General features: G+C 39.1%; 14 protein-coding genes, 3 pseudogenes and 1 riboswitch. Of the genes and pseudogenes, 6 read left to right on the top strand and 11 right to left on the bottom strand.

The window, feature by feature from the left end:
* Together V7024_RS08080 and V7024_RS08075 are read left to right on the top strand one after the other, a co-directional pair.
* A pseudogene (locus V7024_RS08080) lies at positions 1-258 on the top strand (RNA-guided endonuclease InsQ/TnpB family protein); the annotation flags it as partial.
* 143 nt (positions 259-401) lie between these two features.
* Positions 402-605, top strand: a complete 204-nt coding sequence (locus V7024_RS08075; RefSeq protein WP_335518087.1) for a CDGSH iron-sulfur domain-containing protein — start codon at positions 402-404, stop codon at positions 603-605.
* Between the two features lie 35 nt (positions 606-640).
* Here V7024_RS08075 and crcB read toward each other — a convergent pair whose 3' ends face one another.
* Together crcB and V7024_RS08065 are read right to left on the bottom strand one after the other, a co-directional pair.
* A complete protein-coding gene (crcB, locus tag V7024_RS08070) occupies positions 641-994 on the bottom strand; it encodes a fluoride efflux transporter CrcB (protein WP_335518084.1) in 354 nt (117 codons plus the stop codon).
* Complete coding sequence (locus tag V7024_RS08065; RefSeq protein WP_335518081.1) at positions 991-1,395, bottom strand: fluoride efflux transporter FluC; 405 nt, start codon at positions 1,393-1,395, stop codon at positions 991-993. Before V7024_RS08065 ends, crcB begins: the two co-directional genes overlap by 4 nt.
* A gap of 168 nt (positions 1,396-1,563) precedes the next feature.
* A riboswitch (FMN riboswitch) is annotated at positions 1,564-1,707 on the top strand.
* 303 nt (positions 1,708-2,010) lie between these two features.
* On the opposite strand from V7024_RS08065, the gene ribD reads away from it, so the two are divergent.
* From ribD to ribH, 4 genes are all read left to right on the top strand, one after another.
* Positions 2,011-3,123, top strand: a complete 1,113-nt coding sequence (gene ribD / locus V7024_RS08060; protein WP_335518078.1) for a bifunctional diaminohydroxyphosphoribosylaminopyrimidine deaminase/5-amino-6-(5-phosphoribosylamino)uracil reductase RibD — start codon at positions 2,011-2,013, stop codon at positions 3,121-3,123.
* Positions 3,104-3,748, top strand: a complete 645-nt coding sequence (gene ribE, locus V7024_RS08055) for a riboflavin synthase (RefSeq protein ID WP_335518075.1) — start codon at positions 3,104-3,106, stop codon at positions 3,746-3,748. Before ribD ends, ribE begins: the two co-directional genes overlap by 20 nt.
* Positions 3,749-3,761: 13 nt before the next feature.
* The gene (locus V7024_RS08050) at positions 3,762-4,955 is read left to right on the top strand and encodes a bifunctional 3,4-dihydroxy-2-butanone-4-phosphate synthase/GTP cyclohydrolase II (RefSeq protein ID WP_335518072.1); all 1,194 of its coding nucleotides are present in this window, start codon (positions 3,762-3,764) and stop codon (positions 4,953-4,955) included.
* A 220-nt stretch (positions 4,956-5,175) separates the two neighbouring features.
* Positions 5,176-5,637 carry a 6,7-dimethyl-8-ribityllumazine synthase gene (ribH, locus tag V7024_RS08045; RefSeq protein ID WP_020059455.1) on the top strand — a complete coding sequence of 154 codons (462 nt, stop codon included), beginning with the start codon at positions 5,176-5,178 and terminating at the stop codon, positions 5,635-5,637.
* A gap of 136 nt (positions 5,638-5,773) precedes the next feature.
* Here ribH and V7024_RS08040 read toward each other — a convergent pair.
* The 9 genes and pseudogenes from V7024_RS08040 to V7024_RS08000 all read right to left on the bottom strand — a co-directional run.
* Positions 5,774-6,074: pseudogene (locus V7024_RS08040) on the bottom strand (hypothetical protein).
* Positions 6,075-6,264: 190 nt separating this feature from the next.
* Positions 6,265-7,263 carry a biotin synthase BioB gene (bioB, locus tag V7024_RS08035; protein ID WP_335518069.1) on the bottom strand — a complete coding sequence of 333 codons (999 nt, stop codon included), beginning with the start codon at positions 7,261-7,263 and terminating at the stop codon, positions 6,265-6,267.
* Positions 7,217-8,074: a malonyl-ACP O-methyltransferase BioC gene (gene bioC, locus V7024_RS08030; protein ID WP_335518066.1), complete on the bottom strand. Its 858-nt coding sequence runs from the start codon at positions 8,072-8,074 to the stop codon at positions 7,217-7,219. The genes bioB and bioC overlap by 47 nt, the downstream gene beginning before the upstream one ends.
* A complete protein-coding gene (locus tag V7024_RS08025; protein WP_335518064.1) occupies positions 8,067-8,789 on the bottom strand; it encodes an alpha/beta fold hydrolase in 723 nt (240 codons plus the stop codon). Before V7024_RS08025 ends, bioC begins: the two co-directional genes overlap by 8 nt.
* Positions 8,786-9,973, bottom strand: a complete 1,188-nt coding sequence (gene bioF / locus V7024_RS08020) for an 8-amino-7-oxononanoate synthase (protein WP_335518061.1) — start codon at positions 9,971-9,973, stop codon at positions 8,786-8,788. The genes V7024_RS08025 and bioF overlap by 4 nt, the downstream gene beginning before the upstream one ends.
* On the bottom strand, positions 9,939-10,667 hold the full coding sequence (bioD, locus tag V7024_RS08015; RefSeq protein ID WP_335518059.1) for a dethiobiotin synthase: 729 nt from the start codon (positions 10,665-10,667) through the stop codon (positions 9,939-9,941). The genes bioF and bioD overlap by 35 nt, the downstream gene beginning before the upstream one ends.
* Positions 10,667-12,046 (bottom strand): adenosylmethionine--8-amino-7-oxononanoate transaminase, encoded by a 1,380-nt coding sequence (bioA, locus tag V7024_RS08010; RefSeq protein ID WP_335518056.1) that lies wholly within the window; start codon positions 12,044-12,046, stop codon positions 10,667-10,669. Before bioA ends, bioD begins: the two co-directional genes overlap by 1 nt.
* Before the next feature lie 123 nt (positions 12,047-12,169).
* Positions 12,170-12,517, bottom strand: coding sequence for a hypothetical protein (locus V7024_RS08005; protein WP_335518053.1), 348 nt, complete (start codon positions 12,515-12,517; stop codon positions 12,170-12,172).
* A gap of 248 nt (positions 12,518-12,765) precedes the next feature.
* Positions 12,766-12,954, bottom strand: a pseudogene (locus V7024_RS08000) (IS200/IS605 family accessory protein TnpB-related protein); the annotation flags it as partial.

Below are 12,954 nucleotides of genomic sequence, written 5' to 3'. Positions count from 1 at the left end.
ACATCAAAAGCAAGTTTTCTAGACAATGACTTTATTCCAACGTATGGAACAAATGACCAAAATGCAACGTTTTCAGGAAAACGAATGAAGCGTGGTATGTATCGTTCTGCAAAAGGAATCGGAATCAACGCAGATGTAAACGCTGCGGCTAATATTTTACGAAAAGTAGTCCCGAATGCATGGACAAACGGGATTGAGGGGTTAGGCGTGAAACAGCTCGCTAGTGTGTTAACTCCACTGACGTTAATCGTCCGTTAGGTCGAAACGTTAGAAACCCCCACTTCAAGCTTTGGTAAGTGGGGGAGTATTCATTTTCTCACAAAAAGCATTGTTTCTAAACATTGTCAAGTCATTCTAGTAAGTATATGATAAGCATATGCGTTTGGTAAGGGGGTGTAACAATGGGGAAAGTACAAATTAAAGTAAATGATAATGGTTCGTTCCGCATTACAGGGGATGTGGAACTAATCGATGCGGAAGGAAATGTCTTCCCAGCAAAACCGGCATTTTCGTTATGCCGCTGTGGGTTATCAAAAAATATGCCGTATTGCGATGGTTCGCATAAAGGACAATTTGAATCTGTTGTACGTGCACCGAAAGAATAAACAAATACGCGCACAAGAACATGTGCGCGTGTTTTTTACATCCTGCCCATATAAAATCCTGCAAAAGCACTTCCGATCCCTATTACATAACTCATAACAAAATATAGGAATGCCTTTTGCCCTTCTCGTTTATGTATCAATTGTATCATTTCAAGTTGATATGTCGAAAATGTCGTAAATGCCCCCATAAATCCTGTGCCACATAATAATATCCACATTTTAGCTACTTCAGCACCGTATAACATGCCGAGTAAAAACGAACCGATTATATTTATAAAAAATGTTCCATAAGGAAAAGAATCCCCATATTTTTCTTTCGCTATCGTACTAATATAAAAACGGGCAATTGCACCGAAAAAGCCACCGATACTGACAAGTAAAATATTCATACGTTTCCTTCTTTCCTCACACTGCGTTCATATAGTTTATTTCCAACATAAAATCCGCCAAAAGAGAAAAGCAATCCTCCTATCATACTTGCGCTCACATATAAAAAAGCCACCCTAAACGCTTCATGCTGTAATAGATTCAGCGTGTCTACACTAAACGTTGAGAACGTTGTATAGGAACCAATTATCCCTGTACCAATCGCACTTATCATAAGCGGTGACACTTGTTTCATTCGAAAGATAGACATCGTTAAAAATGCTAATAAAAAGCTTCCACTCATATTAGCTAACCATGTTGCGAATGGAAAACCAGTAAAAGATGTTATTTCAAAGAGCTGTCCTACTCCATAGCGAGCTAAAGCTCCGATCACGCCGCCTATTCCTACAGCAATATATTTCATACTTTCACCTCGTTTTAAACACTATATAAAATTTTTCTACACTAGTATAACAAATTTACTCTCCTCGCTAACGTAAATTTACCCCCCTCCTTTATTTTCATACAATTCTTTACATTTAAATATTTTTTTATAGCCTTTTGTCTTTTTTGTGCTATAATGTGAGCAAACAGCATCCTTCGGGGTCGGGTGAAATTCCCAACCGGCGGTGATGAAGTGCACACTTCTAAGTCCGTGACCCGTTTTCTAATTGAAAACGGTGGATCTAGTGAGACTCTAGAGCCGACAGTATAGTCTGGATGGGAGAAGGATATGTTTTCTAGTACGTATAATAGGATACTACGTTTATTTCAGCATGCGCATTTGTACTGTTTATTTTTAAACATGCATATGTTTTCTTTCATATACCATTCTTTTCTTTGCTGAAATCATACAATAACACTAGCATGTAAAAAAATAGATAGTTGCTGGGCTTCTTTTCTATGCAAACTTATCAGTCAATGCTAGGTTTCTTCAGTGTACTTTCGTATCCTTCTTATATTTCTAGAAACATCGTCTCTCTCACCCCAAGGATTCTATCCTTGGGGTTTTTTTGATTTTTTTAGGAGAGGTGAGTTTATGACAGATCAAGAATATATGGCACTTGCTTTGCAATTAGCAAAAAATACAGCTGGGCAAACAAGTCCTAATCCTATGGTCGGTGCTGTTGTTGTAAAAGACGGGAATATCATTGGAGTGGGGTCCCATTTACGAGCAGGAACTGAACATGCTGAAGTTCACGCTCTTCGCATGGCTGGTGAAAATGCCCACGGTGCAACAGTTTATGTAACGCTAGAACCGTGCAGTCATCACGGAAAAACGCCTCCTTGCTGTGATTTTCTCATCGCAAAGAACGTCAAACGAGTCGTTGTTGCAGTACTCGATAGCAACCCGCTCGTTTCAGGTCAAGGTGTCAAGCGATTACAGGAAGCTGGAATTGATGTAACAATTGGTGTACTGGAAAAAGAAGCAAAAGAATTAAATCGTTACTTTTTCCACTACATGAGAACAAAGCGGCCATTTGTCACATTAAAAACAGCAATGAGTTTAGATGGAAAAATCGCTACTCGTACAGGAGAAAGTAAATGGATTACAGGCGAAGAGGCACGTGCCAATGTACACCGTTATCGCCATACACACGATGCCATTCTCGTCGGTGTAAATACAATTATTACCGATAACCCGCATTTAACAACGCGGCTTGTAAATGGCGGAAAAAGTCCAATTCGCATCGTACTTGATACACATTTACGAACCCCGCTTTCATCTCACGTAATTACAAATGGTGAGACGCCAACATGGGTTATCGTTGGAAGTGACGTTTCAAAAGAGAAAATTTCAAAATTTCAATCAGATATGGTATCTGTATTGCAAATGAAGACGAATCATATTGAAATAAACGAACTGCTCGATCTTCTCGGAGAAAAAAATATTCTTTCTCTCTTTGTCGAAGGCGGACAAACAGTTCATGCAAGTTTCTTAGAAGCAAAATGTTTTCAGGAACTGATTACTTATATTAGCCCAAAGCTAATTGGTGGTAAAGAAGCCCCAACCTGTTTTGGCGGAAATGGTTTTACACAACTAGAAAATGCACTCACGCTGCACATTCAATCGATGGAACAAATTGGTGATGATATAAAAGTCGTTGCCACCCCAAGAAAAGAGGTGCCTTATGTTTACAGGAATTGTTGAGGAACTCGGAACAATCGCTAATATGCAGCAAACTGGCAAAGCTATGAAACTGACAATTTCGGCAGAGACCATTTTGACAGACGTAAACTTAGGTGACAGCATTGCTGTAAACGGGATTTGTTTAACTGTCACTTCTTTTACCCCCACTTCTTTTACCGTTGATGTCATGCCCGAGACGATGCGAGCAACGTCTCTCCAATTACTTAGCCGTGGCTGGGCAGTAAATTTAGAGCGTGCTATGAGTGCAAATGGCCGCTTCGGTGGGCATTTTGTAACAGGACACATTGACGGCACCGGAACAATTATTGATAAAAAACGAAGCTATAACGCTGTATATTACAAAATACAATTACCAAATGAATTGCTTCGTTATTGTTTACAAAAAGGATCTGTTGCCATTGACGGCACGAGTCTTACGATTTTTGGCATTGATGAATCTTCCATCACAATCTCTCTCATTCCACACACATTAAGTCAGTCAGTCATCGGAACAAAAACTGCTGGCGATATTGTGAACATTGAGTGCGATATGATTGGAAAATATATTGAACGTTTTATTACACAGCCAACATCTAAAAAGAGCTCTATTACAGAAAACTTTTTACAAGACAATGGGTTCCTATAAGGGAGGAAATGAAATGTTTCATCAAATTGAAGAAGCGTTAGAAGATTTAAAACAAGGAAAAGTTGTTATCGTCTGCGATGATGAAAATAGAGAAAATGAAGGGGATTTTATTTCTTTAGCCGAGTATATTACACCGGAAACAATCAACTTCATGATTACACATGGGCGCGGTCTTGTATGTGTTCCCATTACAGAAGAATATGCCGATCGTTTAGAATTAGGACCTATGGTTTCACAAAATACAGATTCACACGGTACAGCTTTTACAGTTAGCGTCGATCACATTTCGACGACAACTGGTATTAGCGCTCATGAACGCGCGACAACTGTACGTGAACTATTAAACCCGGAAGCGACAGCCAGTGATTTTAAACGCCCTGGACATATCTTCCCTTTAATCGCAAAAGCAGGTGGCGTTCTTCGCCGCGCCGGGCATACAGAAGCTGCTGTAGATTTAGCTACATTATGCGGTGTAGAGCCAGCAGGCGTTATTTGTGAAATTATAAATGAAGATGGAACGATGGCACGAGTGCCTGATTTATTAGAAATCGCCAAGCAATTTAATCTAAAAATGATTACAATTGAAGACTTAATTGCGTATCGTCGTCATCATGAAACATTCGTGCAACGCGAAGTCGAAATTACACTACCAACTGACTTTGGTACATTTCGGGCAATTGGTTATTCCAATTCTTTAGATAATCAAGAACATATCGCTCTTATAAAAGGCGATGTTTCTACAGGCGAACCAGCGCTTGTACGTGTCCATTCTGAGTGCTTAACCGGCGATGTATTTGGATCTTTCCGCTGCGACTGCGGTCCGCAGCTTCATGCAGCGCTCGCTCAAATTGAACGAGAAGGAAAAGGGGTTCTTCTATACATGCGTCAAGAAGGACGCGGCATTGGGCTGCTAAATAAATTGCGAGCATATAAACTGCAAGAAGAAGGTTACGACACTGTAGAGGCAAATGAAAAACTTGGCTTTGCAGCTGATCTTCGTGACTACGGAATTGGCGCACAAATTTTAAAAGATTTAGGATTACAACAGCTTCGCCTTTTAACAAATAATCCACGTAAAATCGCAGGCTTACAAGGTTATGATTTAGAAGTTGTAGAGCGCGTGCCGCTCCAAATGCCGACAAAAGAAGAGAATAAAGCATATTTACAAACAAAATCAACAAAATTAGGTCATTTATTAAATTTATAATATATAACTACAAATTAAAAAGTGAACATTCCCCCCCTTTTTTAGGAGAGGGTGAGAGCGTCTGGCCGCGCATAGGAGCGGTCAGGGCCTTTTCCTGCCACATGCAAAGTTTAAAATAAAGGGAGAATGCGAGAGCAGGTCTTATTTTTCTTTGCATAGGAGCGACTTCTGTGTTGGAAAAATGAAAATAAATTTATATAAATTAAGGGAGAGATACATGATGGTATTCGAAGGTCATTTAGTTGGTACAGGATTAAAAGTAGGTATTGTTGTTGGTCGTTTTAACGAATTTATTACAAGCAAACTATTAGGCGGCGCATTAGACGGTTTAAAACGTCACGGAGTAGAAGAAAACAACATTGATGTTGCTTGGGTCCCTGGTGCATTTGAAATTCCGTTAATCGCAAAGAAAATGGCAAACAGCGGAAAATACGATGCTGTTATTACACTTGGAACAGTGATACGCGGCGCAACAACGCATTATGATTATGTTTGTAATGAAGTGGCAAAAGGCGTAGCTTCCCTTTCATTACAAACAGAAATCCCTGTTATCTTTGGCGTCTTAACAACCGAAACGATTGAACAAGCAATTGAACGTGCTGGCACAAAAGCTGGCAATAAAGGCTGGGAATCTGCGGTTGCAGCGATTGAAATGGCAAACCTATCCCGCCAATGGGCATAAAGTAAAACTTCCTCTTGTGAGACGCTTTTCCTCACAAGAGGTTAGTTGAACCAATCGGGCTCTTATGGCTGGTTTGATTTTCTTTCTGCTCTTACTTCTTACCAGCCGTTTGAGCGGGGTGAAGTGAAGCTACCCATTAATGTGGGAAAAACCGATTACATTTCAAGTATAAAATAAAGAGAGGCTTCTGCCTCTTTTTATTTTTCCGTTTTTCCTTCCCCCTGTTCTTCTTGTAAAATTTGCAGCTCTTCCCGCACTTCTTTTAAATTTTTTCCCTCTGTATCGATTCCAAAATACGCAGCTTGGTGCCGAAAATGCTGTTCGACCCTCTTTTGCAAATCTTTCTGTTCAGGATTTTCAGCAGCTTTTACTGAATCTGCACTAACCGCCTTTAATAAAATAAGAAAACTCATCACTGCTAATATATATTTATGCATGCGAATCCCCCAAATCACCATTAAATTCTCTCTTACTATGTACAATTGCAGAATGGGAAATTCAAATACATATTACTTCATTTCTTTACAAACCCAATGATTACAACACTTATATACGCTTTATTACATTTTATTTACAAAAAAAGAAAGCTCCTTCATAGAGAGCTTTCTTCTCAAATTATCAGGGGATTTATAATGCACATTCCTCAATTTCAAATCCTAAATCTTCAATCATTCCCCAGTCTGCTGTTGGCTCTTGGCCAGCAGTTGTTAAATAATCACCAACGAAGATTGAGTTGGCCGCAAATAAACCAAGAGGTTGAACAGCTCGTAAATTAATTTCACGTCCACCAGAAATACGAATTTCTTTTGACGGATTCACAAAGCGCATCATTGCTAATACTCTCAAGCACTGCATTGGTGTTAATTCTTTTTGTCCTTCTAACGGTGTTCCCTTTACAGAAACAAGGAAGTTACATGGAATAGAATCCGCAGCTAAACGCTTTAATTCAAATGCAATCTCTACGCGTTGTTCCTCCGTTTCCCCCATTCCGAAAATAGCACCAGAACACGGTGATATACCCGCATGCTTCGCTTTTTCAACCGTATCAACGCGATCGTCATACGTATGAGTTGAACAAATACTTTCGTAATTATCTACATGCGTATTTAAATTATGATTGTAACGATGCACGCCAGCTTCTGCAAGGCGGTGCGCTTGATCTTCATTTAAGAATCCTAGACAGCAACAAATCTTCAAATCAGTTGTTTCGCGAATTTCCTTTACCGCTCCAATAACATGATCTACTTCTTTATTAGTTGGGCGACGGCCAGAAGCTACAATACAATATGTGCCTGCCTTACGTTTGATTGCTTCATGTGCACCTTCGACAATCTTCTCTTGTGTTAACCAAGCATATTTATCAATCGGAGCTTCGGATACGATTGATTGAGAACAATACCCACAATCCTCTGGACATAACCCTGATTTCGTATTAATAATCATATTTAATTTTACTTTTTTCCCGAAGTAATGATGACGAATCGTATACGCCGCATTCATAATTTCTAAAACTTCTTCATCATTTGCTTGTAAAATACTTAGTGCCTCTTCTTTCGTTACATCTCTTCCCTCTAATACTTCAAATGCGATTTGCTTCCAATCTGTTTTCGTTTGTACATGTTTCATTTCTTCTCTTCCCCTCTTTTTTCATATAAGAAAATAAAGCATGATATGTTGCTGTAATTCGTTCACCTTCTGTAAAATCCCGTTCGTATATGCGGAGCATACTGCGAAAGACAGAAGGACTTTGACAGTAAGATTCTTCGTTGCTATTCGTTGCTCCAACTTTACGAATCGATTGTAAAAATTCACGAACTGTATCAAACGTCTCTGTGTAACATGTTTCAGTAATATGTATATCCCCTGTTATTCTTTTACATAATTGTTGCAACTGTAATCCTGTAAAAAAGCTTTGCCCAACAGTTGTAGTACCTTCTATTGCATACTCTGTTTTCGCACGCTGAAATGATGTATGAAGCTCATGAAACGTTTCATTTCCAAATGTTGAAAACAACAGCACACCATCTTCACGTAAATTTTCATATAAATTTACTAATGTAGCTGGTAAATCATTTAACCATTGAAATGTTGCATTGGAGATCATAACATCATATTGTTCGTGAAGCGTAATACGTTCAATGTCTTCACATTGAAATGTAACAGCCTCTACATTACACCTTGTTTTTGCTTTCGCAATCATACTTTCTGCAAAATCAACAGCTGTAATCGTTGCCTTTGGAAAGGATGTTGCTAGTTGCTCTGTAACATAACCTGTACCGCTGCCAAGTTCTAAAATATGAATTTGTGCCGCTTCGTCGTAATGTTCTTTCATATGAGCAAGCAGCTGATCTGCCATCTTTTTTTGAACATTTGCATATTGATCATAGGATACAGCAGCTTGATTAAATCGTTTTTGTAACAACGTCTTGTTAATCATTTCGCTCTATCCCCTTTACAAACTGTATCACTTCTTTTGCACAACGCTTTGTTTGTGTGAAACAAAGTGCATGTCCAGCTTCTTCTATAATCGTGAGTGATGCGTTTATTTTTCCTTGTATATACTCCGCTGCAGAGAGAGGACAAATCACATCATCTTTTCCATGAAGAAGTAGTACTGGCACATCTATTTGTAATAGCTGTTCTCTAACATCCGTTTCTTTTAAATAATGGAGTCCACATTGCAAAGAACGAATCGAATCACCTTGAAATTGTTCCGCTATTTTCAAAAATGCATCGCCCTGTCCATTTTCCTGCTCCGCCTTTGAAAACATACTCATATAAAATCGTTTCAACGTATCATCTTTTTGTTTCAAAAGATTTCGATTCATTCGGTCGACAAAAGAGTGTTTCCAGCCATGTATGTAATCAGAATCTGTTGTAAATTTCGCTGTTCCTCCTAGTAAAACAATCCCTTTCGTTTGCAATAAATGATGCACTTGAAGAGCGGCCAATGCCCCGAGTGACCAGCCAACTAAAATTACTTCTTTATCTTGCGCTACCTCTATAATTCGACGTTGAAAGTCCTGCTCGTCTTCACTATTACGCCAATGAACAACATGTACGGGAAAATCATGCAAATGCAGAAGGAATGCTTCCCAAACCTGTTCTTCCATGCCCCATCCGGGTATAAGAATAAGAGTAGGCTGCGTCATGAAATCACTCCTTCTTCTTTTCCAATTTGTACAATCCGCTGCGTTGCCCACTGCAAATCATTATTCGTATGCTGCGCTGTTACAGCAAACCGGATGCGGGAACTATGCTGCGGTACAGTAGGCGGCCGAATCGCAATTGTTGCTATCCCTGCTTCTTGCAATTTCATACTAAAACAGAGCGCTGCTTCATTAGAACCTACGATAACAGGAACAATATGCGTCGTACTGTCTCCAATATGAAAACCAGCTTCTTGCAGAGCTGTTCGAAAATATCGGCCATTTTCTATTAATCTATAACGATCTATTTCATCTTTTCTCACAATGTCAATTGCTTTCCCAATTGCACCAAGCGTTCCTGGAGGTAAAGCGGTTGTAAAAATAAAACTGCGCATCGTATTGATCAAATACTCGATACAAACAGCACTTCCAGTAATATACGCACCATAACAGCCCATTGCTTTACTAAATGTACCCATGTGAATATCGATCGACTTAGCTAATTGGGGATGCTCATGAGCTAGACCCGCTCCATTTCTCCCATATATTCCGCCTGCATGTGCCTCATCAACCATAAGAAGCGCTCCGTACTTTTCTTTCAGCATCACTAAATCTTCTAAGTGAGCCCTATCTCCATCCATGCTAAAAATAGTATCCGTAACAATTAGTTTTCGTTTTTCTACCTTTGCAGATTTCAACAATTTCTCTAAATGTTCTAAATCATTATGACGATAGCGCTTATGTTCGGCACCGCTTAATACGATGCCATCTACAATACTGGCATGATTCAGCCTATCGCTAAACACAATGTCATGACGACTTACAAGTGAAGAAATGGTTCCGACATTTGCCGTGTAACCGCTATTCACTATTAGCGCTTTTTCAGTTTCTTTCCAAACGCATATATGCTGTTCAATTTCTTCATATAACGGATAGTTCCCTACAACAAGACGTGATGCCGCCCCACCGGTCCCATACTTTATTGTCGCCTCTATTGCAGCTTCTTTTAATCGTTCATCACCAGCTAATCCTAAGTAATTATTTGAAGCTAAATTTAATAATCTCTTTCCATTTCGAATGAGCCACGCTTGTTCGGCGTGCTCCGTTGCAAACAATTTTCGGTGCTGTGATGTTTTGGTAAGACTCGCTAACTTAGACTGAAAATGCGTTTCCCACACTGGATTCATTGCGTAAAAACTCCTCTAACCTTGAGATAGCAATACTCTCTTCTGCCGCTTGTAATAATTCATTTCTTGTAAAGTCTTCACGCAGCGCTGGCAGCAATCCAATAACCGGTACGCCGCTTAATTCTTCTATCATTTCTTTATTTTCTAACACTCTTTCTTTTTCATGTTCTCGGCATCCAGATAAAATGATACCTGCGACTGTTAGGCCGTGTGCTTTTGCATAAGAAACCGTTAAAATCGTATGGTTCACTGTCCCAAGTATTGGCCTTGCTACAATAAGCAATGGTAATTGCAATTGTTTCGCAAAATCAACAACGAGGGCGTCGTCTGTGTAAGGGACTACAAGTCCGCCAGCACCTTCTACAAGCAAAGAGTCGAATTGTTTCGACAATTCTTCATAATGACTCGTAATATCTGATAATAATACTTTCCTTCCCGCCCGCTTCATTGCTAGACGAGGCGCAAGCGGTTCTTGAACTGAGTATGGACAAATCTCCTCGCATGATATTGTTACACCTGCAGCTGCTTTCAACCTAGCAGCGTCTCCTTCTGGATGTGAGGAAAGATGACCACTTTGCATTGGTTTATAGACACCGATATTATATCCACGCTCGCGAAGCACACCTGCTAATGCACCTGTTACAACCGTTTTTCCTACTTCCGTATCGGTTGCTGTCACAAAGAAACTACTCATCATTCTCCCTCCGTTACCTCTTGAATGGCTTGCTGTAAAATCGCAATCATATCATCCAGTTCTTCTATCGTAGAAGCAAGCGGCGGCATAAAGACAACAACATTCCCTAGTGGACGAAGAATCATTCCTAAATCACGTGCTCTTTTACAAACTTTCACACCGACTCGCTCCTGCCAAGAATATGCTTCCTTCGTTTCTTTATTTTGCACGAGCTCAATGCCAATCATAAAGCCTCGCTGACGAATATCTCCTACATGCTTAAACCCCTGCAAAACTTCTAAGCGTTTTGCGATATATTCCGCTTTATGACTAACAGCTTCTATAAGATTAGTCGTTTCAAATAATTTTAAATTCGCAAGTGCTACTGCACAGCCTAGTGGATTCCCTGTATAACTATGACCGTGGAAAAACGTTTTTTGTTCCTCATAATCACCTAAAAATGCTCGATAAATTTCATCTGTCGTTACGGTAATGGCAACCGGTAAATATCCTCCTGTTAGCCCCTTTCCGGCAGTTAAAATATCGGGCGTGATTCCCTCATGCTCGCAAGCAAACATTTTTCCTGTTCTGCCAAATCCCGTTGCTACTTCATCTGTAATAAGAAGTACATTGTATGCTGTGCAAAGCTCTCTTAATCCTTTTAAATAACCATCTGGCATAGTAATGATACCGCTCGCCCCTTGGACAAGTGGTTCAACAATAACAGCTGCCACTTCTTCATGATTGCCCTGCAATAAATCTTCCATTTCTTCTAAATGTTTTTTCACAATCATTTGTTGATCTTCCCCATAAGGAGAACGATATGTATACGGATATGGTACTTTTAACGTATCAAATAAAAGCGTACTATACACTTGGTGAAACATATCAATCGCCCCGACGGATACCGCTCCAATTGTGTCACCATGATACGCTTCTTTCATCGTAATAAATTTTTTCTTTTTAGCCTTTCCTTTATGCTGCCAATATTGAAAGGCCATTTTAATTGCAATTTCAACTGATGTCGCACCAGAATCAGAATAAAAAACTTTCTTCAGTCCATTCGGTACAATTTCAATAATTTTTTCGGCTAATAAAATACTTGGTACATTCGCAATCCCTAGCAATGTAGAGTGTGCAACTTTATTCAATTGCTCACGAATCGCATCATCTAACTCTTGAACATGGTGACCATGAACATTGAGCCAAATAGAAGACACACCGTCCCAATAGCCTTTCCCATTCACATCATATAACTTTCTTCCTTCTCCCCGTTCAATAATGACAGGATCATCTTCCAAATAATCTTTCATTTGAGTAAAAGGATGCCACACATAATCTTTATTTTTTTGAGCTAATTCCTCATATGTAAAAGTTTGTTCCATGCTCCTCACAGTCATGATTGTCACCCCTAATGTTAACTTAATTTATATAAAGGTTAACATTATAAAACAAATACTGTCAATTCTTTTTCATAGAATCATATTCTTAAAAAAGAACGACTTATCCTATGATAAGTCGCCCTATTTTTCATGCTGAATTTTACCAATCTCTTGAATCAATTGTTCGTCCGTTTTACCTTCTACTTCAATTCCAAGCTCTTTTGCATGCTCCCGAAGAAGCTCTTGGCGCTTTTCAGAACGCACTGCACCTATTTCTTTTTGGATTTGTTCTTTTGTTTTTCCTTCTGTAGAAACCCCGAATTTATCTGCTGTTTTTTTCATTTTTTCTTCTTCATCTTGTCTTACTGTTTCTTTTTGTTTTTCAACACTTTTCTTTACTGAATTAGGAGATGACGCAAATGCTGTATAAATTCCAGCACCACCAATGACTGTAAACAACATTGAAATAATTATGATTTTTATCTTCATATTTTGCCCTGGTTTAAAAAACTTATAAAAATCTATCAAAACGTTGGCGAACCAAGACAAAAGCCAACTACCGAAAAGGAATCTCACCTTTTTCCTGTCCGCAAGGCTATCACCTTCTCATTCACCTACTGTGAAAGAATAACGGCAGGTTCCTGTTAGGAACGGTCTTGTTTTGCGCATAATCATTCATCCGAGTCAACTATACACAAAGGGATATAAGTTTTAAACCAGGTTCCCTCCCTTCTTGATTTGAAAAAAATTTGTTGATTACTCATATACACTGTTTTATGAAGGATACTCCATAATTTCCAGTTGTGATGGTCTTTCCATGTTGCGATGGTTTGTAACCATTTCTTATATACCTTTTTTGTATTCTTATTGCTTTCTTCCAATGAAGCAATAAGAATCCGAAGTTTCGTTGAGATTTGGTTTTGTAA

The sequence above is a fragment of the Bacillus sp. JJ864 genome (assembly GCF_036963045.1).
Lineage (GTDB): Bacteria > Bacillota > Bacilli > Bacillales > Bacillaceae_G > Bacillus_A > Bacillus_A pseudomycoides_C.
Note: the sequence above shows the minus strand (reverse complement) of the source record. Positions and strands in the feature narration are given on the sequence as shown.

Excerpts from the sequence above, each read along its gene's own strand:
- V7024_RS08075 (WP_335518087.1), top strand. The coding sequence starts at position 402 with ATGGGGAAAGTACAAATTAAAGTAAATGATAATGGTTCGTTCCGCATT.
- crcB (WP_335518084.1), bottom strand. The coding sequence starts at position 994 with ATGAATATTTTACTTGTCAGTATCGGTGGCTTTTTCGGTGCAATTGCC.
- V7024_RS08065 (WP_335518081.1), bottom strand. The coding sequence starts at position 1,395 with ATGAAATATATTGCTGTAGGAATAGGCGGCGTGATCGGAGCTTTAGCT.
- ribD (WP_335518078.1), top strand. The coding sequence starts at position 2,011 with ATGACAGATCAAGAATATATGGCACTTGCTTTGCAATTAGCAAAAAAT.
- ribE (WP_335518075.1), top strand. The coding sequence starts at position 3,104 with ATGTTTACAGGAATTGTTGAGGAACTCGGAACAATCGCTAATATGCAG.
- V7024_RS08050 (WP_335518072.1), top strand. The coding sequence starts at position 3,762 with ATGTTTCATCAAATTGAAGAAGCGTTAGAAGATTTAAAACAAGGAAAA.
- ribH (WP_020059455.1), top strand. The coding sequence starts at position 5,176 with ATGGTATTCGAAGGTCATTTAGTTGGTACAGGATTAAAAGTAGGTATT.
- bioB (WP_335518069.1), bottom strand. The coding sequence starts at position 7,263 with ATGAAACATGTACAAACGAAAACAGATTGGAAGCAAATCGCATTTGAA.
- bioC (WP_335518066.1), bottom strand. The coding sequence starts at position 8,074 with ATGATTAACAAGACGTTGTTACAAAAACGATTTAATCAAGCTGCTGTA.
- V7024_RS08025 (WP_335518064.1), bottom strand. The coding sequence starts at position 8,789 with ATGACGCAGCCTACTCTTATTCTTATACCCGGATGGGGCATGGAAGAA.
- bioF (WP_335518061.1), bottom strand. The coding sequence starts at position 9,973 with ATGAATCCAGTGTGGGAAACGCATTTTCAGTCTAAGTTAGCGAGTCTT.
- bioD (WP_335518059.1), bottom strand. The coding sequence starts at position 10,667 with ATGAGTAGTTTCTTTGTGACAGCAACCGATACGGAAGTAGGAAAAACG.
- bioA (WP_335518056.1), bottom strand. The coding sequence starts at position 12,046 with ATGACTGTGAGGAGCATGGAACAAACTTTTACATATGAGGAATTAGCT.
- V7024_RS08005 (WP_335518053.1), bottom strand. The coding sequence starts at position 12,517 with ATGAAGATAAAAATCATAATTATTTCAATGTTGTTTACAGTCATTGGT.